This is a genomic window from Streptomyces sp. NPDC091271, from assembly GCF_044757505.1.
Lineage (GTDB): Bacteria > Actinomycetota > Actinomycetes > Streptomycetales > Streptomycetaceae > Streptomyces.
The window spans coordinates 896917-923113 of sequence record NZ_JBIVVD010000003.1; the positions used below are offsets into that span (position 1 = coordinate 896917).

The window sequence follows — 26197 nt, forward strand, 5'->3', positions numbered from 1 at the left end:
CCACGGAAGCCGGAAGAACGATGGCCGCCCATGTCTGAACCGTCCCCCTCCGCCGCGCCCCTCCTGGCACGCCTCCTCGACCTGCTGGCCGACGACGCGCCCGCCGAGGAGCTCGGCGCCGTCGCCTCGGAGGCGAGGGCCGCCGGTGTGCCCGCGGCCGACCTGGCCGAGGTGGAGCGGGCGGCCGCCACCGCCCTGCGGATCAGGGGCGCCCTGCGCCAGCACCGGCGCCGGGAGCTCCAGCTCACCGCCCTCTTCGACACGGCCGGCGACCTCGCGGCCTCCCGGGACCTGGACGATGTGCTGAAGGCGATCGTGCGGCGGGCCAGGATGCTGCTCGGCACCGACACCGCCTATCTCACGCTCCCCGACGAGGAGGCCGGGGACACCTACATGCGGGTCACCGACGGATCGGTGTCCGTGCTCTTCCAGCGGCTCCGGCTCGAACTGGGCGAAGGGCTCGGCGGCCTGGTGGCGCAGACCGCCAGCCCGTACGCGACCCCCGACTACCGCACCGACGAGCGCTTCCACCACACCCGCAACATCAACGCCGGTGTGCTGGACGAAGGTCTCGTCGCGATCCTCGGTGTCCCCCTGCTCCTCGGCTCCAGCCGGGGCGGCACGGGAAAGGTCATCGGGGTGCTCTTCGCGGCGGACCGGGCCGCGCGGGTCTTCAGCCCCGACGAGGTGGCCCTGCTCTGCTCGCTCGCCGCGCACGCCGCGATCGCGATCGACACGGCCCGGGCCCTGGACGACACCCGGACCGCCCTCGCGGAACTCGCCGGCGCCAACGCGGAACTGGCCGAGGCCAACGCCGCCGTACGCGCGCACTCGGCCGCCATGCAGCGCGCCGAGGAGGCCCACGACCGGCTCACCGACCTGGTGCTGCGCGGTGGCGACGTGAAGGACGTCGCCGTGTCCGTCGCCGGACTGCTCGACAGCCCGCTCACCATCCACGACCCCGGCGGGCGCCCGCTGGCCGCCGTACGACCCGACGGGACCGGATTCGCCGCCGACAGCATGGACGCCGGGTGGCTCGCCGGCACCGCGGACGAGTCCCGTCACGGGGCGCGCGCCGTGCACCGCGACGGCCGGTGGATCTGCGCCGTGCTCGCCGGCCAGGAGCTCCTCGCCAGCCTGGTGCTGCACCGGCCGGACCGGCTCGACGACTCCGACCGGCGGCTCTTCGAACGCGCCGCCGTCGTCACCGGCCTGCTCCTGCTGCTGCGGCGCACGGTCGCCGAGACCGAGAACCGCATACGGGGCGAGCTGATCAGCGACCTGCTCGGCGACCCGGAGCGCGATCCGGCCGGGCTGGCCGAGCGGGGCCGGAGACTCGGCATCGACCTGGACCGGCCGCATCTGGTGCTGGTCGCCGAGGCGTCCGCCAGGGAGAGGCTCGGCGGCGCCGCGATGAGGTATCTGTTCGGCGGCGACATCCACGGGGTGAGCGCCGAACACGCGGGCACCGTCGTGCTGCTGATCGACTGCGACGCCGACGGCACGCCGGCGGGCGCCGCCGCACGCGCGGCGGCCACGCAGCTCGGCCACCTCGTCCAGGAGCCCGTCACCGTCGCCGGTACGGGCCCGGCGCGCGGGGCCCGCGAACTCGCCGCCGCCTACGCGGAAGCCGCCCGCTGTCTGCGCGCCATGCGGGTGCTGGGACGCGGCGGCGAGGGGGCCGGCGTCGGCGAACTCGGCTTCCTGGGCGTCGTCCTGGGCAACGCGAAGGACGTGGACGGCTTCGTGACAGCGGTGCTGGGCCCGCTGCTGCGCTACGACGAACGGCGCGGCACCCATCTCGTACGGACGCTGCGGGCGTACTTCGGCGCGGGCGGCAGCCTGATCCGGGCCAAGGACGAGCTGCACGTCCATGTGAACACGGTGGTGCAGCGTCTCGACCGGATCCAGGTGCTGCTGGGCCGCGACTGGAACGAGCCCGACCGTGCGCTTGAGCTCCAACTCGCCCTGCGGCTGCACCTCCTGTCGGGCGGCCGGGAGGGCTGAGTGCCCGGCCGCCCGCCGCCTTCAGTGCGGGAGCGCCGCCCGCAGCAGGGCGTCGACGATCCGGCCGGCCCCCTTCTCGCCCGTCAGTACCGTGTAGTGGTTGACGTCCTCGACGCACACCGCCCTGACCTCCGTGCCCGGCTGGCCCGCCGCCCTGAGCCGGGACTCGTCGTACAGCCCCTGTTCCTCGTTCATCAGTCCGCGCTGGGCCCACAACAGGGTCGCGGGCCCGGGGAGTTCGTGCACGGCCGCGAGCACCTCGTCCTGGAACAGGCCCCCGCCGTCCGTGCGCACAGCCTCCAGCCGGCAGCCCGACCGCAGTGCCGGCTCCTCGCCCTTCAGGTCCCGCTGGATGTAGGCGTCCACCTCCGGCGACCAGTCCCCGTCCCCGAACGCGGGGTGGGCACGCCAGAACGAGCGGTACGCGTCCCGGTCGGCGAAGGTCATCGAGAGCCGGTCCATGGCCGGCCCGATCACGGCCGTCAGCAGTTCGTCCGCCGAGAGATGTGTGGGCGCGGGGAAGCCGAACCCGCCGTCGACGAGCACCAGGGGGCCGAAGCGCCCCGGATGACGTACGGCCGCGAGCGCGGCGACGAACGCGCCCATCGAATGACCCGCCAGCACCACCCGCTCCCGGCCCAGCGCCCCGGCCAGGGCGGCCGCGTCGTCCGCGTGGGCGGCGATGCCGTACGGGCCGGGCAGCCCGGCGCTGCCGGCCCGGCCCCGCAGGTCGGGGGCGACCAGCGTGGCCCGGCCGGCGAGCACGCGGGCCACCGCTCCCCAGGAGAGCGCGTTGGCCGTGATGCCGTGCAGGGCCACGACCACGGGTGCGTCCGGATCGGGGGAGGGCCAGCGCAGGGCGGCCAGTTCACCGCCGGTGACGGGGACGTGTATCTCCTCGTACGGGATCATCGGTGCTCCTCACGGGTCCTGCGCAGACGGGACGGGAGACGGGCCAGGCCGCCGGGCAGCAGGTGTACCACGGCCACGAACAGCACCCCGAGCAGGAACAGCGGCTGGGAGAGCGGTACGCGCAGGACCGCGGGCAGATCGGCGACCGCGCCCGAGCCGGCGAGGTCGCCGAGCCGGTGGTCGGCCCAGGTGTAGAGGATGCCGCCGACCATGGGGCCCCAGCGGGTGCCCGAGCCGCCCAGCACCACCATCACCAGGAGCGACAGGGTGAAGTCCGAGGTCGTCGTCTGGGGCGTCGATCCGCCGGTCAGCAGCAGATGGACGAGCCCGCCCACCGCCGCCAGCGCCCCGGCCAGGACGAACGCCGTCAGCTTGAATCCGTACGGCTTCAGGCCCAGCACCTCCACCCGGCGCTCGTTCTCCTTGATGCCCTCCCAGACCCGGCCGGTGGGGGAGCGCACGGCCCATCGGACGACCCCGAGGGTGAGGACGAGGTAGGCGAGCGCGATCCAGTACAGATTCGCGGTGTGGTCGATGCCGACCAGCCACGACGGCAGAAGCTCCGCCGGGGCGGCCCGGCCCTCCTCGCCCCCGGTGAGGCCGCCCGGGTTGCGGGACACGAGGATCGAGCCGGCCTGTGCGAAGGCGAGCGTCACCATGGAGAAGCCGATGCCGGTGACCCGCAGGGACACCGAGCCCAGCACCAGGGCGAGCGCGGTGCCGGAGCACAGTCCGAGGACCGCGGCGACGGCGAACGGGAGGCCCGCCTCCAGCAGGAACATGTTCGTGGCGTAGCTGCCCGCCGCGAAGTACAGCGCGTGCCCGAAGGAGAGCAGCCCCGTACGGCCGAGCAGCAGGTCGTAGCCGGTGGCGAGTGCGCCGAACAGCAGGCAGGTGGCCAGCAGTTGCAGACTGCCCGGGCTGCCGAGCGGGCCGTCCAGCAGACCGGGGACGGGCAGGGCGCTGTACGGCGCGACGACCAGGAGCACGAGGACGGCGACCGGCCACCAGCGCAGCAGCCGGGGCCTGTTCCGCCCGGGCGCCGTGGTCACGGCGGCGGGTGCGGGTGTGGTGGCGGTGCTCACGCGAGCCTCCCGGTCAGTCCGCGCGGCCGGACGAGCAGCAGCGCGGCGAGCAGGACGACGACCGCCAAGTCGCCGAGGCCCGCTGCGGTGTAGTAGTTGGCGAACTGCTGGACCAGGCCGATGACGACGGCGGCCACGGCCGCACCGGTCACCGAGCCCATGCCGCCCGTGACCACGACGACGAACGCGAAGATCAGCAGCGAGGTGCCCTGCCGGGGGTCGACCGAGCCGAAGTACAGCCCGCCGAGCGCACCGCCCAGCGCGGCGGCGCAGCCACCGATCGCGAAGACCAGCGTGAACGCCTTGCGGACGTCGATGCCGAGCGCCGTCACCATCGCCCGGTCCTCGACCCCGGCGCGCACGACCAGGCCGTGCCGGGTCCGGCCGAGGAACAGCCGCAGCGCGGCCAGGACGACGACGGCCGCCGCGACGAGCACCAGCCGGTCGACCGGCACGTCCGCGCCCAGCAGCCCGAAGGTGCCGGACAGGGCCTCGGGCCCGGGGAAGGTCCGGGCGTCCGAACCCCAGATGCCCGACAGCAGGGCGGGCACCGCCAGCCCCACCCCGACCGTCGCGAGCACCTGCTCCCGGGGCCGGGTGTAGAGGGGGCGTACGACGGCCAGTTCGAGCAGCACGGCGGCGATCGTGCCCACCGCGGTGCCGAACAGGACCGCCAGGGCGAAGCCCCAGCCGCCCGGGCCGGCGCCGGGCAGATTCCCGGACGCCGCCCACCAGGTGCCGTACGCCCCGATGGAGAGCAGCGCCCCGTGGGCGAAGTTGAGCACGTCCATCAGGCCGAAGATCAGCGAGAGGCCCGACGCGACGAGGAAGTAGAGCGCCCCCAGACCGAGTCCGGTCATGGTGAGCAGCACGATGGTGGACATCAGGAATCCGCCTCCGCGGTGGTCGGGGTGAGCGGGCCCTTGCCGACGCCGAGCAGTCTGCGGGTGGCCTCCGCGTCGCCCAGGAGTGCGGCGGCCTCGCCCTGGTGGGCCGTCCGCCCGTCGGCGAGCACCGCACAGTGTGCGGCGAGCCTGCGGACGACGGCGAGATTCTGCTCGACCAGGAGCACCGGCACCGCCTCGGCGGCGCGTTCCAGCACCTGGGCGACCTCGGTGACGACCTTGGGGGCCAGGCCCTTGGTGGGCTCGTCGGCGATGATCAGCCGGTTGCCGCCCAGCAGGGTGCGGCCGATGGCCACCATCTGCTGCTGACCGCCTGAGAGTGTCCCCGCCAACTGTCGCTCGCGGAGCTTCAGTTCGGGGAAGAGCTCATGGACCAGGCCGTACGCGGGCCCGTCGGCGCCCCGGCGTTCGGCCAGCCGCAGGTTCTCGGCGACGGTGAGCCCCGCGAAGACTCCCCGGTCCTCGGGGGCGTAACCGATGCCCCGGCGGACCAAAGTGTGGGTGGGCAGGCCCACGGTCTCCTCGCCGTCGAGGAGCACGCTGCCGAAGCGCGGCACCAGGCCGAGTACGCCGCGGACGGTCGTGGTCTTGCCGGCGCCGTTGCGGCCGAGGAGCGCCGTCACGCCGTGGCGTGCCACGTCCAGGTCGACGCCGTGCAGGATGTGCCGGCCGCCGATGAGCACGCGCAGGTCCCGTACCCGGAGCAGTGCGGGCGGTGTCACAGTCCCTCCCCGAGATAGGCCTGCTGGACGACCGGGTCGGCGGTCACCGCACCCGGGGTGTCCAGGGCGAGCAGGCGGCCGTGGTGCATCACGGCCAGCCGGTCCGCGAGTCCCAGCAGGACGTCCATGTGGTGCTCGACCATGAGCACGGTGCGGCCCTCGTCGCGGTGCAGCGTCCGGATCAGTTCCGTGAGGGCCGGGACCTCCTCGGCGCTCACCCCGGCCATCGGCTCGTCGAGCAGCATCAGCCGGGGTTCGCCCACCAGCAGCACCGCGAGCTCCAGCTTGCGTTTCTCGCCGTGGGAGAGCTCGGCCGCCGTGGCCCCGGCGCGGTGGCCGAGGCCGGTGCGCTCCAGCACGCCGTTCACCTCGGCGGTGTACGGGGAAGCGCGCCGCCAGAGCCGGTGCGAACCGCCCTTCCTGGCCTGCGCCGCCAGCCGGACGTGCTCGGCCACGGTCATCTGCGGCCAGAGGCTGGACGTCTGGAACGTCCGCCCGATCCCGCGCCGCGCACGGGTGTGGACGGGCAGTCCGGTGAGGTCCGCGCCGTCCAGCGCGAGGGTGCCCGTGGTGGGCGGGAGGATTCCGCTGATCAGGTTGAACAGGGAGGTCTTGCCTGCCCCGTTGGGCCCGATGAAGGCGAGGAACTCACCCTCCCGGACGTCCAGCGTGACGTCCTCGACGATGGCCGCCCCGCCGACGCGCCACCCCAGTCCGTCCAGCCGGAGCACCGGAGCGCCCGTACGCGCCCCCTCGTCCCGCGCGGTGGCGGTGCCGGATACGGTCACGGGTCAGCCCGCCGAGGGCTTCGCGGGCGGGGCCACCTCGTCCATCGGCCGGGTGCTCACCAGTTCGGGTTCGGCGGCGGCTCCGGTGCCGTTGAGCTTCGCCACGAACATCGGCTGCACCAGCGCGTGGTCCTCGGCGCGGATCTGCTGCCTGCCCTTCACCCCGTCGAAGCTCCAGCCCTCCAGGGCCTTCACCATGGCGGCGGTGTCGGTGGCACTGCCCTCCTCGACGGCCCGCACGATCATCTGGGCCGCGGTGAAGCCGTCGGTGCTGAACAGGTCGGGGGTGCCGCCCGCCTTCTCGACGCCGTCGAGCATGGCCTTCTCCACGGCGTTGCCGCCCCCCGCGCCGGGGAAGTAGTGGGCGAGGAAGGAGACCTTGGCGCCGGCCGCGCCGAAGACCGGGTACGACGCCGTCCCGGCCAGCCCGGTGACGACCTTGCCGGCGCTCAGTACGCCCTGCTGGTCCAGCGCGGTCCACAGGGCGGGGGCGGTCGCGCCGGCCCAGGCGACGAAGACCAGGTCGGGACCGCCCGCCTTCACCTGCCGGGCGAAGGGCGTGAGGTCCGTGGCGCTGGGCGGGGCGAGCACGGAGCCCACCTTCGCCCCCTCGGCGCCCAGGACCGCCTTGACGGCGGCGACGTTGGCCTGGCCGAAGGTCGAGTCCTGCGCGAGGACGGTGACCTTCTTGCCCTTCGGGTCTCCGAGCATGGTGCCCGCGGTGAGGATGTCCTGGTAGGACTGCCGGCCGGAGCGGAAGGTGTACGCGTTGATCCCGGTCACCGCGTCCGTGGCGGCCGGGCCGTTGACGTACAGCACCTTGTTCTGGGCGGCCAGCGGGGCCATCTGGAGCGCGACGCCGGAGTCGGTGGTGCCGGCCAGCACCTTGTAGCCCTTGCCGATCAGATTCTTCGCCGCGGAGACGGCCTTGCCGGGGTCGCCCGCGTCGTCCTGCTCGGTGACCTCGATCGGGTGGCCGCCCGCCTTGCCGGTGCCCTTCGTCGCGTGGTCGAGGCCCGCCATGAACCCGTCGCGGTACTGCTTCCCGTACGCGGCGAGCAGTCCCGTACGGGAGTAGACGAGGCCCACCTTCACGGCCTCGTCCCCGCCCTTGCCGGACCCGGACCCGCTGCCCGCCTGCCCGGCGGCGGTGCATCCCACCAGGAGCAGGCCGGCGGCGCCGAGAGCGGTCGCGGTCAGGGTTCTTCTCTGCATGGTGCCTACGGCTCTGCGACGCATGGGGACCGGCTCCTCGGCGTGGTTCGGGTGATGTCGGCCGAACCGTACGAACACCGTGGCGCCGTCGACATGGTGCAGGGAACCTCACCTGGGTGGGTGCCGGTGTGGGTGCCGCACATGGGCACCTATCGGCGGGTGTCCGCCGGGAGGTCGATCAGCCCGCACACCGTCTCGATGTCCCGCCTCACCTGTGCGATCGACTCCCGCCCCGACAGCCAGGTGATCAGCGCCGAGTGCCAGGTGTGCTCGATGACGCGGACCACGGAGAGCTGCTCCTGCGTGGGGTCCTCGACCCCCATCGCGTCCAGGACGATCGCCGTCGTCAGCCGGGACACGGCGTCCACCTCCGGGCTCACCCCGCGATCGGCGAAGGTCAGCGCCCGCACCATGGCGTCCGCCAGATGGGGCTCGCGCTGGAGTGCCCGGAAGGCCAGCATCAGGGTCGCCGCGACCCGCTCGGCGGCGTCGTCCCCGGCGGGCGGCTGTCTGCGGAGCGTGACGTGCAGATGCCGGAGCTGGTCCTGCATGAGCGCCACCAGCAGATGGACCTTGGACGGGAAGTAGCGGTACAGCGTGCCCAGGGCGACCCCGGCGGCGTCCGCCACCTCACGCATCTGCACGGCCTCGAAACCGCCGCGCCCCGCGAGCTGGGCACCGGCCTGCAGAATGCTCCGGCGGCGGGCCTCCTGGCGTTCCGTCAGGGGAGGCTCCCCAGGCCTGGCTTCCGCTGTCATCTGTCGTCCCCATCCAAAAAGGGAGAACCGGTTCCCTGTCCGGCCGGGCGTCTGTTTCCGGGCGCGCACAGCATGCCAGTGTGGCCGCCGTGGCGCGAATCACCTGATGCGGCCGTCACGCCGACGCTACCTGCCGGTAGATTCGGTGCGGGTTGAACCACCCAGTCTGAAACTTGTTCTAGATTAGCGCGACCGGTTACGCTCCGGCGAACGTAGTGAGAAGGGGGCCGAGTGTGACCGCTGAGGCCATAGAGACGGGCCCCTTCGCGGGCGGCGACACGGCGGGCACCGACGGTGACCGGCGTCTGCGCATCGCGCTCCTGACCTACAAGGGCAACCCCTTCTGCGGCGGCCAGGGCGTCTACGTCCGCCACCTCGGCCGCGAGCTGGCCCGGCTCGGCCACAGCGTCGAAGTGATCGGTGCCCAGCCCTATCCGGTGCTCGACGAGGGCGTCCCGCTCACCGAGCTGCCGAGCCTCGACCTCTACCGCCAGCCCGACCCGTTCCGCACCCCGGGACGCGGCGAGTACCGCGACTGGATCGACTTCGCCGAGGTCGCCACCATGTGGACCGGCGGCTTCCCCGAGCCGCTCACCTTCAGCCTGCGGGCGCGCCGTCATCTCCTCGCCAGGCGCGGTGACTTCGACGTCGTGCACGACAACCAGACACTCGGTTACGGCCTTCTCGGCGACATCGGCGCACCCCTCGTCACGACGATCCACCACCCGATCACCGTCGACCGCCGGCTGGACCTGGACGCCGCAGGATCGGCGCGCCGCCGGCTCGCCGTGCGCCGCTGGTACGGCTTCACCCGCATGCAGAAGCGCGTCGCCCGCCGCCTGCCGTCCGTCCTCACCGTCTCCGGCTCGTCGCAGCAGGAGATCGTCGAGCACCTCGGGGTGCGCCGGGACCGTATCCAGGTCGTGCACATCGGGGCCGACACCGACCTCTGGTCGCCCGACCCCTCGGTCGCCGAGGTCCCCGGACGGATCGTCACCACCTCCAGCGCCGACGTCCCGCTCAAGGGCCTCGTCCACCTGGTGGAGGCCCTCGCCAAGCTCCGCACCGAGAACCCGAATGCGCACCTCGTGGTCGTCGGCAAGCGGGCCGAACGCGGCCCCGTCGCCCGGGCCATCGCGCGCCACGGGCTCCAGGACGCCGTCGAGTTCGTCAAGGGCATCAGCGACGCCGAACTCGTCGACCTGGTCCGCAGCGCCCAGATCTCCTGCGTCCCCTCCCTGTACGAGGGCTTCTCGCTGCCCGCCGCCGAGGCCATGGCCACGGGGACCCCGCTGGTGGCCACCACCGGCGGCGCCATCCCGGAGGTCACCGGGCCCGACGGGGAGACCTGCCTCGCCGTGCCGCCCGGCGACGCGGGGGCACTGGCCGCCGCTCTCGGCCGGCTCCTCGGCGACCGCGAGCTGCGCGCCCGCCTCGGCGAGGCCGGCCGCGCCCGGGTGCTGGCCAACTTCACCTGGGCCAAGGCGGCCCTCGGCACCGTCGAGCTGTACCGTCAGTCGATCGCAGCCCGGGGGGCCCGCAGGTGACGACCCCCGTGGCTCCCGGAATCCGTACCTCCGACCTCGAAGGCAGGCCCCCGTGCTGACCGTCGACTTCACCCGCTTCCCGCTCGCCGCCGGCGACCGGGTGCTCGATCTGGGCTGCGGCGCCGGCCGGCACGCCTTCGAGTGCTACCGGCGCGGCGCCCAGGTGGTGGCCCTCGACCAGAACGGCGAGGAGATCCGCGAGGTCGCGAAGTGGTTCGCCGCGATGAAGGAGGCCGGTGAGGCACCCGCGGGCGCGACCGCCACCGCGATGGAGGGAGACGCGCTCAACCTGCCTTTCCCCGACGCCTCCTTCGACGTCGTCATCATCTCCGAGGTGATGGAGCACATCCCCGACGACAAGGGCGTCCTCGCCGAGATGGTCCGGGTGCTGAAGCCCGGCGGCCGGATCGCGATCACCGTGCCCCGCTACGGCCCCGAGAAGGTCTGCTGGACGCTCTCCGACGCGTACCACGAGGTCGAGGGCGGACACATCCGCATCTACAAGGCCGACGAACTGCTCGGCAGGATCCGCGAGGCCGGACTCAAGCCCTACGGCACCCACCACGCGCACGCGCTGCACAGCCCCTACTGGTGGCTGAAGTGCGCCTTCGGCGTGGACAACGAGAAGGCGCTGCCGGTGCGCGCGTACCACAAGCTGCTGGTCTGGGACATCATGAAGAAGCCCCTGGCCACCCGGGTCGCCGAGCAGCTGCTCAACCCGGTCGTCGGCAAGAGCTTCGTCGCCTACGCGACCAAGCCGCACCTGCCGAAGGCCGAGGCGTGAGCACGCCGGAGCAGACCGAACACCTCGTCCTGCCGGGCGTCCTCACCGCCGAACAGGCCGCAGAGACCGTGGCCGCGCTGCTCGCCGTGCAGCGCGAGGACGGGGCGCTGCCCTGGTTCCGCGGCCACCACCTCGACCCGTGGGACCACACCGAGGCCGCGATGGCGCTGGACGCGGCCGGCGAGCACGAGGCCGCCGCCCGCGCCTACGCGTGGCTGGCCCGCCACCAGAACGAGGACGGCTCCTGGTACGCCGCGTACCACGACGGTGATCCCGACAGGCCGACCGACCTGGGGCGCGAGACCAACTTCTGCGCCTACGTGGCCGTCGGCGTCTGGCACCACTACCTCGCCACCGGCGACGACGCGTTCGTCGACCGGATGTGGCCGACGGTCTTCGCCGCGGTCGAGTTCGTGCTGCGGCTCCAGCAGCCCGGCGGGGAGATCGGCTGGAAGCGGGAGGCCGACGGCACACCCGTCGGCGACGCCCTGCTGACCGGCTCCTCCTCCGTGTACCAGGCGCTGCGCTGCGCGCTGGCACTGGCGGAGCAGCGTGAGGAGGCCCAGCCGGACTGGGAGCTGGCGGCCGGGGCCCTGGGTCACGCGATCCGCAGCCACCCCGAGCGCTTCCTGGACAAGAGCCGCTACTCGATGGACTGGTACTACCCGGTCCTCGGTGGCGCGGTCTCCGGCGCCGCCGCGACCCGGCGGATCGAGGACGGCTGGGACGCCTTCGTCGTCCCCGGACTCGGTGTGCGCTGCGTGCTCCCCAACCCGTGGGTGACGGGCGGCGAGAGCTGCGAACTGGCCCTGGCGCTCTGGGTGACGGGGGAGTCGGACCGCGCCCTGGAGATCCTGCAGTCCATCCAGCACCTGCGGGCCGAGGGCGGCCTCTACTGGACGGGGTACGTCTTCGAGGGCGAGCGGGCCATATGGCCCGAGGAACTCACCACCTGGACGGCCGGATCACTGCTGCTCGCGGTGGCCGCGCTCGGGGGGGACGAGGCGACCACCGCGGTCTTCAGCGGCGAACGGCTGCCGGCGGGGCTGGAACCGGACTGCTGCCGGGTGGGTTAGGGCCTCTCGTCCGGACGGAAGACCCTGGAAGACGAAAGACCCTGGAAGACGAAGGACCCTAGAAGCGGCGGACCCGGCCCGCCACGGCGTGACCGATGAACAGGTAGACGACGGCGGCCAGTCCGTAGCCCGTGACGACGCGCGCCCACGCCTCGTCGAAGGTGAACAGGTCGTACGACCAGCCGGCCAGCCAGCGGGCCGAGTCCTGGACGAACTGAACCAGGTCGTTACCCCGGTTGGCGTCGAGCAGGTACATCAGGATCCACAGAATGATGATGAAGGCCATGATGTCCGCGACGACGGCTATGACGCGTGCTGCGGTGCTGCTTCCTGTGCCTGTTCTGGGAGACATGGTCTCCGGATTGCCGCTTTACGTCGGGTGAAACCCGTACGGCGTGCGCCAGGTGGCGGCCCGCGCCCGCACGGGTGAGCCTGGCGGCGAGTGCCGGCCCGCGTCACTCACCGTGATGACCCTGGTCAGGAGGCCCGCCGTGCCCCGTTCCGTACCGCTCCGCCGGCTCGTCGTGGCGCTGATGCTGTCCTGCACCCTCCTGGTGGGGACCACCGCCTGCGGGGACGACGACGGCGCTACCCGGACCGCCAGCAGTTCCGCGAGCCCGAGCCCCACGACGTCGGCGCAGAAGCAGAAGTACGCCAAGGCGCGTTTCGTGGCCAACGCGGGCCTGGCGGCAGGGGCGGCGTACCAGTGGATCGTGAAGCCGTACCGGGCGGGGAAGTTCAAGAAGGGCGCGGACGGGCGCACCTTCGCCATGGTCAAGGCGGGGGTGGCGGGCGCCTTCGCGTACAACCGGCTCGACGCCGCGGCGGAGAACGCCAAGGGCGACCCGCTCCTGTCGAAGGCCGTCGCGCCGCTGACCGCCGGGATCGCCTCGCTCAAGGACGTGGCCACCAGGATGGGCAAGGGCGAGGCGGGCGCCGGGGACGTGGGGGCCTTCGAGAGCGTCATCAACAGCGTCAAGGACGCCGGGAAGAGCGCGGGCGCCGAGGTGAAGAACAAGGTCCCGTCGACCTCGCAGCTGACCGGCTGACCTTCCTGCGCCGGATACGGCAGTGGCCCCCACCCTTTCGGGCGGGGGCCACTCGCGTCCGACGGCTCAGCCGCGCTGGATGCCCGTGGTGTCCTGGAGGACGCCACGACGGCCGTCCTGCGTCTGGGCGATGAGCCCGGGGCCACGCTGCTCCACCGCGAGGTACCACGTACCCGGAGCGAGCTCCGCGATCGGGTTGGGGGCGCCGTCCTCGCCGTACAGCGGGCGGGCCACCGGGACCGCGAACCAGAACGGGGTGAAGTCACCGGCCGGTGCCCCACCGCCCTGCGGAGCCTGCTGCGCGGCCTGCTGCTGGTGCTCCGGCTGACCCTGCTGGCCGGGCTGGCCCGGCTGGGCGCCGTACGGCTGGGGCTGGCCCGGCTGCGCGCCGAACGGCTGCTGGCCACCGGGGTAGCCGTAGCCCTGGCCGGGCTGCTGGCCGTATGCCGGCTGCACGGCCTGCGCCGGGCGCGGTGCGCCGAGGAGCGGGGCCTTGAGCGCGGGGACCAGCGGAGCGGCCACCGCGGCGCCGGCCAGCACGATGGCAGCCAGCAGTCCGAGGATCAGGCCGGCGCCCGCGTCACCCGCGTCGATGATGGTCCAGAACATGGTCCACAGGGAGAACACGGTGAACGCGGCGCCGAACTGGCCGAGTTCGAAGCCGGCCACCTTGCGGCCCGGCATCGCGCGGCTGACGATCAGCAGCGCGGCGCCGATGATGCCGGCCAGGTAGATGCCCATCAGGACGGAGAGCGAGTCCCAGGCGTTCGCGCTGTAGCCCGAGCAGTCCACGCCCGAGGGGCAGTCGTAGCCGGAGAGGTCGAGGAAAGAGGCGACGAACAGCACGACCGCTGCTCCGATCACCACGCCGTCGCCTCGAGTGAGGGAGCGGATATTCACGTGAAGGTCCTTAGTCGGTCGTCTCGTCGGGGCGGTCGTCGATGCCGCCCGATCGGCGGGTTACGGCGCGAAGCTCGGGGGCGGCTCCCCATCGTACGGATGAATGTATCGTCTGCCCGGGCGGGTTGTGATGCTGCCCGGACCGCGGACGGGCTATCCCCCCAATGTCGCCACTATCACCGCAGAACTACCTCTTCAGATAGCTGCCGATGCCCTCGGCGATACCGAGAGCGGCTTTCTGTCGCCAGCCCGAACTGGTGAGCAGGGCGGCGTCCTTCGGATCACGCATATTGCCGCATTCGATGAACACTTTGGGCACGGTCGACAGATTCAGGCCGCCGAGATCGTCCCGGGTGTCCAGCCCCGTGTTGTCGCCGATGTAATTGGAAGGCGCGCTTCCGGTAACGCGTACGAAATTCCCGGCAATCCGTACTCCCAGTTCACGCGAAGGGGCAACGATCTTCGCGGTGTCCGCGCCGTCCCCGTTCACCGCTGCGGGGAGAATGACGTGGAATCCACGGTTCCCGGTTGCGGAACCGTCCGCGTGGACCGAGACGACCGCGTCGGCCCGCTCCTTGTTGCCGATCCGCGCACGCTCGTCGACGCACGGGCCGTAGGGGCGGTCGCCGTCCTGGGTGAGGACGACCTTCGCGCCCTGTTCCTCCAGCAGCGTGCGCAGCCGGCGGGAGACGTCGAGGGTGAACTCGGCCTCCGCGTAACCCGCGTCGGTCGCCGTGCCCGTGGTGTCGCACTCCTTGTGCCCGGTGCCGATGTCCACCTGGCTGTTGATCTCCCGGGTGTGGTCGCGGTTGCCCGGGTTGTGCCCGGGGTCGATCACCACGGTCCGGCCCGTGAGCGGGCCCCGGGGGGCGGGCTTGGCCGAGGTGGGCCCGGGGGACGGGGTCGCGGCCGGGGCGGACGACTGCCGGGGCGAGGAGGTGGACGCGGCGGACCGGGACGCGCTCTCAGGCCCGGCCCCGGGGCCCTGCCCGCCGTCGCCCGCACACCCGGCGGCGGTCAGACAGACGCCGGCCAGCACCGCGGCGGCCAGCACGGGCCCGCGGCGGGGCGTGGGGGGAGGGAAGTCTTCGTGACGCACGTCCGCGATGCTATCCGTGCCCTCAGAGCCCCGTCCCCGTATGCCGCAGGACGCGCAGCGAGTCCGTGACCGAGATCTCGGTGAACGCCCCAGAAGCCAGGGCGCGTTGGTGGACACGGTAGGGGGCCTGGCCGCCGTCCGCCGGGTCCGGGAACACGTCGTGGATGACCAGGAGACCGCCGTCGGCGACCTTCGGGGCCCAGCCCTCGTAGTCGCCGTTCGCGTGCTCGTCGGTGTGCCCGCCGTCGATGAAGACCAGGCCGAGCGCCCCGCCCCAGACGGCCGCGACCTGGGGGGACCGTCCGACGAGGGCGACCACGTGCTCCTCCAGGCCCGCGCGGTGCAGGGTGCGCCGGAAGGTGGGCAGCGTGTCCATCAGGCCGATCTCCGGGTCCACCACCGACGCGTCGTGGTACTCCCATCCGGGCTGCTGTTCCTCGCTGCCCCGGTGGTGGTCGACGGTGAGCGCCGTCAGCCCGGCGGCGCGGGCGGCGTCGGCCAGCAGGATCGTGGACCGCCCGCAGTAGGTGCCGACCTCCAGGAGCGGGAGCCCGAGCGCGGCGGCCTCGACGGCGGCGGCGTACAGGGCGAGCCCTTCGTGGACCGGCATGAACCCCTTGGCCGCCTCGAAGGCGGCGAGCACCTCCGGGGCGGGACGGGCGGGCGACTCGGCGGCCACGGGGTTCCTCCTGGTGGGGCGGTGGATCGGACGGCGTCCCATCGTGCCGTACGCCCCCGGCGCGGCGAGCGGCGGGGGCGTACGGGTGGGGTGGGCCCGGGTCGGGGCCCCTGGCAGGGCTGCCGGTTCAGGTCAGCAGCTCTGCCAGAGCCGGGTCATGACCCGGACGCCGAAGCGCAGGCCCTCCAGCGGGACGCGCTCGTCCACGCCGTGGAAGAGCCGGCCGTAGTCCAGGTCGTGCGGGAGCTTCAGCCCCTTGAAGCCGAAGCAGCGGATGCCCAGGTGGGTGAAGGCCTTGGCGTCGGTGCCGCCGGGGTTGCAGTACGGGACGGGATAGCCGTCCGGGTCCTCCGCGCGGACCGCGTCACACATCGCCTCGACCAGCGGCCCGTCGAACGTCGTCTCCATCGCGATGTCGTGGTTGACCCACTCGCGGCTGACGGAGGGCAGCAGCAGCCGGTCGATGGTGTCGATCAGCTCCTGTTCGTGGCCCGGCAGGAAGCGGCCGTCGACGCGGGCGGTCGCCTTCCCGGGGATCACGTTGGTCTGGTAACCCGCGTCGAACATGGTGGGGTTGGCGCTGTTGCGCAGCACCACCTGCATGAAGTCCGCGACCGGCCCCAGCCGGGACAGGGTGCCCTCGATGTCGTCCTCGTCGAACTCCGCACCGTAGAGGCGCGCGGCCTCCTCCAGCAGGGCGCGGACCGGTTCGATCAGCCGGATCGGGAAGGTCTCGCGGCCGATCCGGGTGAGGGACTCGGCGAGGTCGGTGACCGCGTTCTCGTCGTTGGGGGAGGAGCCGTGGCCGGCCCGGCCGGTGGCGGTGAGCTCCATCCACGCCATGCCGCGCTGGGCGTTCTCGATCGGGTACAGCCGCCGGGTGTCGTCGATCGCGAAGGAGAAGCCGCCTCCTTCGCCGATCGCCTCGGTGGCCCCGGAGAAGAGCTCGGGGCGGTGCTCGACCAGCCAGTGCGCCCCGAACTTCCCGCCGGCCTCCTCGTCGGCGAGGAAGGCGAGGACCAGATCGCGGGCAGGCCGCGTGCCGGTCCTGGCGAAGTGCCGCGCGGTGGCCAGCATGACCGCGACCGTGTCCTTCATGTCGATCGCGCCGCGCCCCCAGAGATAGCCGTCGCGGATCTCCCCGGAGAACGGCGGCACCTGCCACTCGGAGGCGTCGGCGGGTACGACGTCGAGGTGGCCGTGCACGAGCAGGGCGCCCCGTGACGGGTCGGCGCCCGCGACGCGCGCGATGACGTTGGCCCGGCCGGGAGCGGACTCGACCAGCACGGATTCGATGCCCACCTCGGCGAGCCGGGCCACCACCCAGTCCGCCGCGGCGCGTTCGTCGCTGGTCGGGTTGGAGGTGTCGAAGCGGATCAGTTCGGCGCAGAGACCGACGACCTCCTCCTGGGCCTGCTCGGACGCGGGGACGATGCTCATGCTGCTCCTGTCGGGGTGGTGACGTGGGCGGCGGCGGGCGCGGGGGTGTGCGCGTCGTCGTCCAGGGCGGAGGTGCCGTACGGCCTGACCCAGCCCAGCAGGCCGAGCACGCAGTACAGGAGGAAGGCGGTGGCCAGCGAGTTGAGGGCGGGGATGCCGCCGTCGTAGAACTTGCCGACGCAGAACGCGGCGAGCCAGATGGCCAGGGACATCGGCACCCAGGTGGGAGAGGTCGCGGGGAGGGTCTGCGCCTCGCGGGTCTCGTCCAGCGGCCGCCGCATCCGCTTCACGACCCAGTACTCCGCGACGACGATGCCGCCGATCGGCGGGATCATCACGCCCAGCAGGGAGAGGAACTCCGTGAAGTGGGTCATGATGCCGACCGCGGAGAGGAGGGTGCCCGCGACTCCGAGGGCGACGGTGACGACGCCGCGGTGCAGCCGCTTGCCGAAGACGACCTGGAAGAAGTTGACGACGCCGAGCGAGGAGCCGTACAGGTTCCAGTCGTTGATCTTGGCGGTGGACATCAGGACCACGATCACGCCGAACGCGCCCGAGGTGGAGAGCACGATGTGCGAGACCTCGCTGGACTTCACCAGGTGGCCGAGGAGCACACCGACCATGCCGACGATGTACTCGGAGAGGATCATCGAGGAGGCGCTCTGCACGAAGACGTGCGAGCCCTTCCTGTTGTAGCGGGTCATCTCGGGCGAGACGATGGCGCCGGTCATGTAGCCGCCGGCGATCGCGGTGGCGGCGACCGCCAGCGGGATGGTCTCACCGGGCGGCGGCGAGCTGACCAGGTCGCCGAGCGAGTGGTCGTTCAGCGTGGTGATCACCGACCAGGCGACCATGCCGAAGAAGAGCGGGGTGACGATCTTCGCGAACAGGGCCATGTAGCGGAAGCCGAAGATCACCAGGGTGGTGATGGCGACGCCCGCGATGACGCACCACATCCAGGACGGGCCGCCGAGGAGCGCCGAGACGCTGTCGCCGAAGATCGTGTTCTGGACACCGAACCAGCCCACCAGGCTGACCGCGATGACGAAACTCACCAGCGCGGAACCGTTGCGGCCGAAGCCCACCCAGCGGGTCAGCATGGGAGTGGCCAGGCCCTCGCGCATCCCGGCCAGGCCGATCGCGAAGATCACGATCTCCAGGATCACCGCGCCGAGCGTGAAGGCGAGGAAGGCGTCCCCGAAGGTCATGCCCACACCGATGGTGGCGCCGAGCGTGAACTGGGAGATGGACCCGGACTGGGCGAGCCACTGCAGAAGCATCGACCAGAAGCCGAAGCGCTTGTCGCGCGGCACCCGGGAGAGCGAGTAGTCGTCGCTGCCGATGCTCTTGGCCTCGGGGGCCGTGGCGGCGCCCCGGCTGTCGGATGCCATCAGGACTCCTGGGTGGTGCGGCCGAAGGTCTGCAGATGAGCCAGCGACCCGTAGCGGTTGACGAGGTTGTCGAACTCCACCGCGTCGTGGAAGTCCAGGGTTCCGGCGCCGAAGGCCTTGGCGACCTCGACGGCGTACCGGGCGGCGGACGCGATGTCCGTCTCGTGACTCGCGCCCGTCTGGCAGCCCGGCACCGCGGCGGCCGAGGTGACCGCCAGACCGACGACCGGAGCAGCGGTCGCGGTGGAGGGCTGGAGAATCGAATTGATGTGGTGCGCACCGTTACCGTACGGGGTGATGTCCTGCGTGGTCACGGGGTACGTGACCAACGGCTCACCGGTCACCACGGCGAGCAGCTCGCCGAGCTGCTCGGACACCCGGAGCACCCAGCCCTCCTTGACGGTGGGCGAGAGGGCCAGGCCCTTGTGGTTGATGATCCGGTTGCCCTTGGTGGTGTCGATGGAGAGCACGGCCTCCATCTCGCCGGTGACCTCGTGCCGGTTCATCGTGGCGATGTCCACCGGGGACCCCATGAACGGAACCGGGTCGTGCGGCTCGGTCGGGGCGTTCGGGCAGATGTGCGTGGCGACGATCACGTCGCCGGGCAGGGCGTCACCCCGGCGCCGCATGTCCAGCAGCTTGGCTGCCGTGGCGAGCGCCGAGGCCGCGCCGTCGGCGTCGGACACGAGCCCGGTCACCTCCGGCCGGGCGCCGACGCCGCCGAGCCGGCCGACCACACCGAGGGTCCGGGCGCTGCCGCCCGAGGTGCGCCCGTGGGTGCCCGGGACGCGGACGAGTACGAAGTCCGTCGCCCCCCGGTCGCCGGTGACCGTCGTGACCTCGGCCGCCGAGCCCGCGGCCCCGGCGACGGAGTCGAGGTACTTGACGACGGACTTGCCGCTGACCTGCGGGTCGTCCAGCAGCTCGACGATGTCCAGTACGTACTTGAGCATGGGGGGCCTTTCTCCGGAGCGGGACACCCGCCCGGCGCTCCTACGGGGAAGCGCGGGGCGGGGTGCTGGAGCAACATTCGGGATCCGCTACCGTGGAACGCAATGCTTTCCCGTTATCTGCAATTCAGGTCTGAATGGTGAGATGCTGCTGATGGCCGACTTCGATCCGGACCGCCGGACCCCCGCCGGGGCGCTGCAGACCGTCGACCGGGCCCTCCTGGTGCTGCTCGCCTTCGAGCGCACCCGGCCCGACTGGGGCGTCACCGAGGTCGCCGAGGAGTTCGGCTGGGACACCTCGGTCGCCCAGCGCCTGCTGGCCACGCTCGCGGGCCGCGGCTTCCTGGTGTCCGACCCGGTCACCCGCCGCTACCGCATCGGCCCCGCAGTGCTGCGGCTCGGCCGGCTCTGGGAGCGCTCGGGGTCACTGGAGCTGCTGGCCGGCCCGGTGCTGGAGGAGCTCCGCCGGACCACCGGCGACACCGTCCTGTTCTGTCTCCCGGACAACTTCCACATGCGGTGCGTGGCCGCCGAGGAGGGCGAGACCGGGCCGCTGCGCTACTACCCGCTGGTCGGGGAGCTCTATCCGGCGCACGCCGGGGCCACCAGCAAGTCCTTCTACGCCTACCTGCCCGACGACCAGCGCCACCGGCTCTTCCGGGGCCGCCCCATGGCGCGGTTCACCGACCGGACCGTCACCGACCCGGATCTGCTGGAGAAGGAGTTCATGAAGGTCCGGGCCCAGGGGTTCGCCTGGACGGTCGGCGAGTACGACACCGGCATCGCCACCGTCGCCGTGCCGGTGTTCCTCCGGCGCGAGCCCTACGGCAGCCTCAGCCTCGGCGGAGGCGAGGACCGCTTCCGGGGTGCCCCCGAGGACCGGCTCGACGCCCTGCGCTACGCCGCCCACCTGCTGGAGCAGCGGCTCACCCACCCGCCCCAGCGGCCGAAGTCCCGCGCGGGACGGCCCCGTACCGCCTGAGCCCTGTCCGATCGCCGATCCCGCCCCTACGCACGAGGAACACCCGTGAATCTGCTGCTGCTCTCCAACTCCACCCAGTACGGCTGCGGTTACCTGGAACACGCCCTGGACACCGTCACGGCGTTCCTTCCGGCGAACGCGCGACTGGCCTTCGTGCCCTACGCGCTGGCCGACCACGACGCGTACACCGCACGGGTCCGCGCGGCGCTGGAGCCGTCCGGGATCCGCGTGCGCGGCGTCCACGAGGGCGCCGACCCGCTCGCCGAACTCGCCGCGTCGGACGCCGTGTTCATCGGCGGAGGCAACTCCTTCCGGCTCCTCGACGCCCTGTACCGCACCGGCCTGCGCGAGGCGGTGCGGGACGCCGCACGGGGCGGGCTGCCCTATATGGGCGCCAGCGCGGGCACCAACATGGCGGCGCCCACCCTCCGGACCTCCAACGACATGCCCATCGTGCAGCCGCCGTCCTTCGACGCACTGGGCCTGGTCCCGTTCCAGATCAACCCGCACTACCTGGACCCGGACCCGGACAGCACCCACAAGGGCGAGACCCGCGAGGAGCGGCTCACCGAATTCCTCGAGGAGAACGACGTCCCCGTGCTCGGGCTGCGCGAGGGCTCCTGGCTCCGCGTCGAGGAGGGGACGGCGACGGTCCAGGGCGCGCGGCCCGCACGGCTGTTCACGCGTGGTGTCCGGCCGCAGGAGCTCGCGGCCGGAACCGATGTGTCCCGGCTGCTGGCTACGGAGCCGAGGTTCGACGCTCCGGCGCGCTGACCGGCGCCGCCACGGGGGCGGGCTCGGCCGCGGCGAGCGCGTCGCCGGCGCTGCTGGCCAGCAGCACCGGGTGCGCCTTCCGCTGCGCCGGCAGGAACGCCGCCAGCACGAGGCCGATCAGCACCGCCCCCGTGGCGATCATGAACGAGGTCCGGAAGCCCTCCATGGTGGGGACGTCCACCGCGCCCATCCGCACCGAGGTGTTCGCCAGCACCATGCCGATCACCGCACTCGACAGCGAGGTGCCGATCGACCGCATCAGCGTGTTCAGGCCGTTGGCCGCACCCGTCTCCGACGCGTCGACCGCGCCGATGATCAGGGCGGGCAGCGAGGAGTACGCGAGCCCGATCCCCGCGCCGAGCACGACCGCGATGACCACCGTCTGCCAGGCGGCGCTCATCAGGCCGAGCCCCGCCCCGTAACCGACGGCGATGACCAGCATGCCAAGGATCAGCGTGGTCTTGGGCCCGCGGCGGGCGGAGAGCCGTGCGTACAGCGGGGCGACGAACATCATGGTCAGACCCAGCGGCGCCACGCAGAGCCCCGCCACCACCATGGACTGCCCCAGGCCGTAACCCGTCGAGGCGGGCAGCTGGAGCAGCTGCGGCAGGACCAGGGAGACGGCGTAGAAGGCGACCCCGACCATGATCGAGACGAGGTTGGTGAGCAGTACCTCACGGCGTGCGCTGGTGCGGAGATCGACCAGCGGTGCCGGGGAGCGCAGCTCGAACAGGCCCCACAGCAACAGGATCACCAGGGACGCGGCGACCAGACCGAGCGTCAGCGGAGAGGTCCAGCCCCAGTCGCCGCCCTTGGTCACGGGCAGCAGCAGGCAGACCAGGCCCAGGGCGAGCCCCAGCGCCCCGACGAGGTCGAAGCGGCCCGGTGCGCGCAGCGGAGGCTCCGGCACGACGAGGACGGTCAGTCCCATGGCCAGCACCCCGAGCCCGGCCGAGGCCAGGAAGAGCGCGTGCCAGTCGGCGTGCTGAGCGACGATCGCGGCGGCGGGCAGCGCGAGTCCGCCGCCCACCCCTATGGAAGAGCTCATCAGGGCCATCGCGGAGCCGAGCTTCTCGCGCGGCAGCACGTCGCGCATGATGCCGATCCCCAGCGGGATGGCACCCATGGCGAAGCCCTGGAGGGCCCGGCCGACGATCATGATCACGAGGTTGTCGGTGGACGCGCAGATCAGTGAGCCCACCACCATCACGGCGAGGCTGGCCAGCAGCATCCGCCGTTTGCCGTACAGATCGCCGAGCCGCCCCATGATCGGGGTCGCGACGGCCCCGGCGAGCAGGGTGGCCGTCATCACCCAGGTCGCGTTCGCCGGGTCGGTGCCGAGCAGGGACGGCAGGTCCTTGATCACGGGGACGAGCAGGGTCTGCATCACCGCGACGGTGATCCCCGCGAACGCGAGTACGGGTACGACGCCGCCGCCCTTGCCCCCGCGCGGGCCGGGGAGCGCCGCGCGCGAGCCCTGCTGTCCGTTCGTCGTCCGTTGCATACGTGTGGCCTCCGGGCAGGGGAAGAAGCAGAAGATCGAGCTGGGGTGGAGCATGCGGCAGCGCGCCGACGGGCAGCGCCGGCCGCCAAGTGTGTGCATGTTGAACACTTCCCTGTGCCTGCGATATTCCGGTGAACGCGGCGTAAAAACGGGGAAGTCGGCGCAGGACCTACGCCAGGAGGCGGAGAGGTGATGAGACCGAAGGGGGCCCGGAAACCGATGTACGGGGCACGGGACGCCTGCGAGTATGACACCCATGGTTGACGTCTCCCCGCCCGCACGGCCGGCCGCACGATCGAGAACCCGTACATGGGCCGTGGTCGCGGCCGCCTGTGCCGGGCAGTTCCTGGTCGTCCTCGACGTGTCCGTCGTCAATGTGGCGCTGCCGTCCATGCGCACCGACCTCGGCCTGAGCGGGCCCGGACTCCAGTGGGTCGTCAACGCCTACTCGATCGCCTTCGCCGGCTTCATGCTGCTCGGGGGCCGGGCCGCGGACATATACGGCCGTAAGAGGATGTTCCTGACCGGGCTCGCCCTCTTCACCGCGGCCTCCCTGGCCGGCGGGCTCGCGCAGGAGGGCTGGCAGCTCCTCGCCGCCCGCGCCGGGCAGGGACTCGGCGCCGCCGTACTGTCCCCGGCGACCCTCACGATCCTCACCGCCGCCGTCCCCGAGGGCCCCGCACGGTCCAGGGCTATCGGCACCTGGATGGCCGTCGGCGCGGGCGGGGGAGCGGCCGGCGGACTGATCGGCGGGGTGCTCACCGACCTCCTCTCCTGGCGGTGGGTGCTGCTCATCAACGTGCCGGTCGGCGCCCTCGTGATCGCCGGCGCGGCGGTGTGGCTGGCCGAGGGCAGGGCGGGCGACCGCCGCCGAGTCGACCTGCTCGGCGCGGTGCTCGTCACGGCGGGCCTGGCGACGACGGCGTACGGCATCGTGCAGACCGAAGCCGCCGGCTGGACCGCCGCCGCCACCCTGGTGCCCCTCCTGGGCGGCCTGGCCCTGCTCGGCGTCTTCGTCCTCGTGGAGGCCAGGACGGCCGCGCCGCTGATGCCGCTACGGGTGCTCGGGGTGCGCGCCGTCTCGGCGGCGAACGTGTCGATGCTGCTGCTGGGCTCGGCGACGTTCGGCATGTGGTACTTCATGACCGTCTACGCCCAGAACGTCCTGGGCTACACGCCGCTGGAAGCCGGATTCGCGCTCGTACCGAGCTCCGCCGCCGTCTTCATCGGGGCGAAGGCAGCCCCCGCGATCATGGCGCGGACCGGTGCCAAGCCCCTGGCCGTGGCCGGTGCCCTGACCGCCGCCGCCGGCTTCGGCTGGCAGTCCACGATGGGGGTGCACGGCTCCTACCTCACCGCGGTCTGTCTCCCCGGGATCCTGATGATGGCCGGCTCCGGACTGGCCTCCACCCCGCTGGCCACGCTCGCCACCTCCGGTGCGGCACCCGGCGACGCCGGACTCGTCTCCGGGCTGATCAACACCTCCCGCACCATGGGCGGCGCGCTGGGCCTCGCCGTGCTCTCCACGGTCGCGGCGGCCCGTACGGCGGGCTCGACGGGGGCGGCGGAGATCACGGACGGATACGCGCTGGCCTTCCGCACGTCCGCCGTGGTGCTGGTGTGCGGGGCGGCGATGATGCTGCTCTGGCTGCCGGGCCGCCGGGACGGGACCACCGCCGGACGCCCGGACACGCGGGCCGGGGGCCGCCCGGGGAAGGAACCCACGCCGGCGGCGCTGCACTCCCCGGAAGGCTAGAGCCAGCCCTCCTGGCGTGCCGCGCGCATCGCCTCCATGCGGTTACGGGTGCCCGTCTTGCCGATCGCCGAGGAGAGGTAGTTCCGGACCGTGGACTCCGACAGGCTCAGCTTCGCGGCGATGTCGGCGACCGTCGCCCCGTCCACCGAGGCGTTCAGAGCGTCCCGCTCCCGTGGGGTCAGCGGGCTCGGGCCCGCGCCCAGCGCTGCGGCGGCCAGCGCCGGATCGATCACGGTCTCACCGCCCAGCACCTGCCGGATCGCCTTCGCCAGCTCCCCGACGGGGCCGTCCTTGACCAGGAAGCCGGAGGCTCCGGCCTCCATGGCACGCCGCAGGTAGCCCGGCCTGCCGAACGTCGTCAGGATCATCACCCGGCAGTCCGGCACCTCCGTACGCAGATCGGCGGCCGCGTCCAGGCCGCTGCGGCCCGGGAGCTCGATGTCCAGCAACGCCACGTCCGGGCGTGACAGGAGCGCCTCGTCCACGATCCTGTCCCCGGCGGCCACCTGGGCGACCACCTCGAAGTCCGGCTCCATCCCGAGCAGCAGGGCGAGCGCGCTGCGCATCATGCCCTGGTCCTCGGCGAGCAGGATGCGTACCGACCCCGTGGGGCGGTGGTCCTGCGGCATCTCGTTCACGGGCTCAGAGTAGGCCGCCGGGGCGGCGGCGGAGGCTCGACGCCACCACCTCGCCCGGTGGCGCGCCCTTCAGCCGCAGTCCCGCTCCCCGGGGCCGTGCGGTGCCTCGGCCGGCAGCTCCGCGGTCACGACGAAGCCGCCGTCAGGGCCCGGGCCCGCCTCCAGGGAGCCGCCCGCGGCGGACAGCCGTTCGGCCAGTCCCCTCAGGCCCGTACCGCCGGCCGCGCCCACGGGCCGTCCGGGGCCGGCGCCGTCGTCCGTCACCGTCAGCCGGACCCGTTCGGATGTGGAGTCGAGGACGAACTCGCAGCGGGTCGCGCCGCTGTGGCGTACGGCGTTGGTGACGGCCTCCCGCGCCACCCAGCCCAGCAGCGCGTCGGTCCGCGGGGCGGGCGGCGGGCCCGAGCGGTGGACGGCCTGCTCGATCCCGGCGGCGGCCAGTACCGGACCGGCCCGGTCCAGCTCGGTGGCCAGGCTGCCCTGGCGGTAACCCGTCACCGCCTCACGGATCTCGGTGAGGGCCTCGCGGCCCACGCACTCGATGTCGGAGACCTGGGCGAGCGCGGCGTCGAGGTCGTGCGGAGCGAGCCTACGGGCCGCCTCGGACTTGACGACGACCACGGACAGGGTGTGGCCGAGCAGATCGTGCAGGTCGCGCGAGAAGCGCAGCCGCTCCCGCTCGACGGCGCTCCGTGCCAGCTCCTGCCGGGTCGCGCGCAGCTCCACCACGGTCTCGGACAGGGTGAGGATCGCGGCGGTCACACCCCCGGAGATGAAGGTGCCGTAACCGATCGTCCAAGGTTCCGACACGTGGTCGCCGCGCCACACGGCCACCGCGCACGCACACCCGGCCAGGGCGATCAGGCAGATGCCCAGCCGCCGGCCGCGCAGGATCGTCCCGCAGGCCAGGGAGAACAAGGGGAAGAACAGCAGCCAGTTGCCGCCGTACGTGATCGCGAGACCGAACGTGAGGGCGCCCATCGCCGTCAGCAGCGCGTAGGACGTGGCGCTCTCCCGCCTCCTCCTGTCGAAACCCCGGAACACCACCGAGATGTAGAGGGAGTTGAAGGCCAGCAGCCCGATACCGCCGATCCAGGGGTTCGACGTCTCGCCCTGCAGAAGGTTGGAGAACGCGCCGAGCCCCATCAGCAGCGTGGGCAGCAGGGCGTACGGTCCGGGCGGGCCGGGCCGCCTGTTCCTCTTCTTCGTCTTCCTGTTCTTCGTCTTCCTGGACAC

General features: G+C 72.5%; 25 protein-coding genes. 8 read left to right on the top strand and 17 right to left on the bottom strand.

Annotated elements, in window-relative coordinates; genetic code table 11:
• Positions 1-30 precede the first annotated feature (30 nt).
• Positions 31-2007 carry a helix-turn-helix domain-containing protein gene (locus ACIQM3_RS15875; protein WP_401624108.1) on the top strand — a complete coding sequence of 659 codons (1977 nt, stop codon included), beginning with the start codon at positions 31-33 and terminating at the stop codon, positions 2005-2007.
• A 21-nt stretch (positions 2008-2028) separates the two neighbouring features.
• Here the strand turns inward: ACIQM3_RS15875 and ACIQM3_RS15880 are convergent, their stop codons facing one another.
• The 7 genes from ACIQM3_RS15880 to ACIQM3_RS15910 form a co-directional block, all read right to left on the bottom strand.
• The gene (locus ACIQM3_RS15880) at positions 2029-2919 is read right to left on the bottom strand and encodes an alpha/beta fold hydrolase (RefSeq protein ID WP_401624110.1); all 891 of its coding nucleotides are present in this window, start codon (positions 2917-2919) and stop codon (positions 2029-2031) included.
• The gene (locus tag ACIQM3_RS15885) at positions 2916-4004 is read right to left on the bottom strand and encodes a branched-chain amino acid ABC transporter permease (RefSeq protein ID WP_401624112.1); all 1089 of its coding nucleotides are present in this window, start codon (positions 4002-4004) and stop codon (positions 2916-2918) included. Before ACIQM3_RS15885 ends, ACIQM3_RS15880 begins: the two co-directional genes overlap by 4 nt.
• Positions 4001-4888 carry a branched-chain amino acid ABC transporter permease gene (locus ACIQM3_RS15890; protein ID WP_401624114.1) on the bottom strand — a complete coding sequence of 296 codons (888 nt, stop codon included), beginning with the start codon at positions 4886-4888 and terminating at the stop codon, positions 4001-4003. The genes ACIQM3_RS15885 and ACIQM3_RS15890 overlap by 4 nt, the downstream gene beginning before the upstream one ends.
• Positions 4888-5631: an ABC transporter ATP-binding protein gene (locus ACIQM3_RS15895; protein WP_401624116.1), complete on the bottom strand. Its 744-nt coding sequence runs from the start codon at positions 5629-5631 to the stop codon at positions 4888-4890. Before ACIQM3_RS15895 ends, ACIQM3_RS15890 begins: the two co-directional genes overlap by 1 nt.
• Positions 5628-6419, bottom strand: a complete 792-nt coding sequence (locus ACIQM3_RS15900) for an ABC transporter ATP-binding protein (RefSeq protein ID WP_401624118.1) — start codon at positions 6417-6419, stop codon at positions 5628-5630. The genes ACIQM3_RS15895 and ACIQM3_RS15900 overlap by 4 nt, the downstream gene beginning before the upstream one ends.
• Before the next feature lie 3 nt (positions 6420-6422).
• On the bottom strand, positions 6423-7658 hold the full coding sequence (locus tag ACIQM3_RS15905; RefSeq protein ID WP_401624120.1) for a substrate-binding domain-containing protein: 1236 nt from the start codon (positions 7656-7658) through the stop codon (positions 6423-6425).
• Positions 7659-7783: 125 nt separating this feature from the next.
• Positions 7784-8392: a TetR family transcriptional regulator gene (locus ACIQM3_RS15910; protein WP_401624121.1), complete on the bottom strand. Its 609-nt coding sequence runs from the start codon at positions 8390-8392 to the stop codon at positions 7784-7786.
• A 233-nt stretch (positions 8393-8625) separates the two neighbouring features.
• Between ACIQM3_RS15910 and ACIQM3_RS15915 the strand changes: the two genes are divergently transcribed.
• The 3 genes from ACIQM3_RS15915 to ACIQM3_RS15925 are packed head-to-tail and all read left to right on the top strand — an operon-like array spanning position 8626 to position 11799.
• Entirely contained in the window at positions 8626-9939 is a 1314-nt protein-coding gene (locus ACIQM3_RS15915; protein WP_401624123.1) for a glycosyltransferase family 4 protein, read from the top strand.
• Between the two features lie 52 nt (positions 9940-9991).
• The gene (locus ACIQM3_RS15920) at positions 9992-10723 is read left to right on the top strand and encodes a class I SAM-dependent methyltransferase (protein WP_250287468.1); all 732 of its coding nucleotides are present in this window, start codon (positions 9992-9994) and stop codon (positions 10721-10723) included.
• Complete coding sequence (locus ACIQM3_RS15925; RefSeq protein ID WP_401624125.1) at positions 10720-11799, top strand: prenyltransferase; 1080 nt, start codon at positions 10720-10722, stop codon at positions 11797-11799. Before ACIQM3_RS15920 ends, ACIQM3_RS15925 begins: the two co-directional genes overlap by 4 nt.
• A gap of 58 nt (positions 11800-11857) precedes the next feature.
• On the opposite strand, the gene ACIQM3_RS15930 is transcribed toward ACIQM3_RS15925, so the two are convergent.
• A complete protein-coding gene (locus ACIQM3_RS15930) occupies positions 11858-12151 on the bottom strand; it encodes a hypothetical protein (RefSeq protein WP_104785126.1) in 294 nt (97 codons plus the stop codon).
• A 139-nt stretch (positions 12152-12290) separates the two neighbouring features.
• Here ACIQM3_RS15930 and ACIQM3_RS15935 point away from each other — a divergent pair, with 139 nt between their 5' ends.
• Positions 12291-12848, top strand: coding sequence for a hypothetical protein (locus tag ACIQM3_RS15935; protein WP_401624128.1), 558 nt, complete (start codon positions 12291-12293; stop codon positions 12846-12848).
• A gap of 66 nt (positions 12849-12914) precedes the next feature.
• On the opposite strand, the gene ACIQM3_RS15940 is transcribed toward ACIQM3_RS15935, so the two are convergent.
• The 6 genes from ACIQM3_RS15940 to ACIQM3_RS15965 all read right to left on the bottom strand — a co-directional run bounded on the left by ACIQM3_RS15940 (position 12915) and on the right by ACIQM3_RS15965 (position 19310).
• On the bottom strand, positions 12915-13748 hold the full coding sequence (locus ACIQM3_RS15940) for a hypothetical protein (RefSeq protein WP_401624130.1): 834 nt from the start codon (positions 13746-13748) through the stop codon (positions 12915-12917).
• 187 nt (positions 13749-13935) lie between these two features.
• The gene (locus ACIQM3_RS15945) at positions 13936-14847 is read right to left on the bottom strand and encodes an N-acetylmuramoyl-L-alanine amidase (RefSeq protein ID WP_401624132.1); all 912 of its coding nucleotides are present in this window, start codon (positions 14845-14847) and stop codon (positions 13936-13938) included.
• A 22-nt stretch (positions 14848-14869) separates the two neighbouring features.
• Positions 14870-15526 carry a class I SAM-dependent methyltransferase gene (locus ACIQM3_RS15950; RefSeq protein ID WP_401624134.1) on the bottom strand — a complete coding sequence of 219 codons (657 nt, stop codon included), beginning with the start codon at positions 15524-15526 and terminating at the stop codon, positions 14870-14872.
• Positions 15527-15658: 132 nt separating this feature from the next.
• Positions 15659-16966, bottom strand: a complete 1308-nt coding sequence (locus ACIQM3_RS15955; protein ID WP_401624136.1) for a M20/M25/M40 family metallo-hydrolase — start codon at positions 16964-16966, stop codon at positions 15659-15661.
• A complete protein-coding gene (locus ACIQM3_RS15960; protein WP_401624138.1) occupies positions 16963-18357 on the bottom strand; it encodes a cytosine permease in 1395 nt (464 codons plus the stop codon). Before ACIQM3_RS15960 ends, ACIQM3_RS15955 begins: the two co-directional genes overlap by 4 nt.
• Positions 18357-19310 (bottom strand): DUF1177 domain-containing protein, encoded by a 954-nt coding sequence (locus ACIQM3_RS15965; protein WP_401624140.1) that lies wholly within the window; start codon positions 19308-19310, stop codon positions 18357-18359. Before ACIQM3_RS15965 ends, ACIQM3_RS15960 begins: the two co-directional genes overlap by 1 nt.
• Positions 19311-19461: 151 nt before the next feature.
• On the opposite strand from ACIQM3_RS15965, the gene ACIQM3_RS15970 reads away from it, so the two are divergent.
• Positions 19462-20289: an IclR family transcriptional regulator gene (locus ACIQM3_RS15970; RefSeq protein ID WP_401624142.1), complete on the top strand. Its 828-nt coding sequence runs from the start codon at positions 19462-19464 to the stop codon at positions 20287-20289.
• A gap of 45 nt (positions 20290-20334) precedes the next feature.
• The gene (pepE, locus tag ACIQM3_RS15975) at positions 20335-21063 is read left to right on the top strand and encodes a dipeptidase PepE (RefSeq protein WP_401624144.1); all 729 of its coding nucleotides are present in this window, start codon (positions 20335-20337) and stop codon (positions 21061-21063) included.
• Here pepE and ACIQM3_RS15980 read toward each other — a convergent pair.
• Positions 21029-22567: an MFS transporter gene (locus ACIQM3_RS15980; RefSeq protein WP_401624146.1), complete on the bottom strand. Its 1539-nt coding sequence runs from the start codon at positions 22565-22567 to the stop codon at positions 21029-21031. The two genes, pepE and ACIQM3_RS15980, sit on opposite strands and share 35 nt — an antisense overlap.
• 256 nt (positions 22568-22823) lie before the next feature.
• Here ACIQM3_RS15980 and ACIQM3_RS15985 point away from each other — a divergent pair, with 256 nt between their 5' ends.
• A complete protein-coding gene (locus ACIQM3_RS15985; RefSeq protein ID WP_401624148.1) occupies positions 22824-24323 on the top strand; it encodes an MFS transporter in 1500 nt (499 codons plus the stop codon).
• Here the strand turns inward: ACIQM3_RS15985 and ACIQM3_RS15990 are convergent.
• Both ACIQM3_RS15990 and ACIQM3_RS15995 read right to left on the bottom strand, forming a co-directional pair.
• On the bottom strand, positions 24320-24952 hold the full coding sequence (locus tag ACIQM3_RS15990) for a response regulator (protein WP_401624371.1): 633 nt from the start codon (positions 24950-24952) through the stop codon (positions 24320-24322). The two genes, ACIQM3_RS15985 and ACIQM3_RS15990, sit on opposite strands and share 4 nt — an antisense overlap.
• Before the next feature lie 78 nt (positions 24953-25030).
• A complete protein-coding gene (locus ACIQM3_RS15995) occupies positions 25031-26197 on the bottom strand; it encodes a sensor histidine kinase (protein WP_401624150.1) in 1167 nt (388 codons plus the stop codon).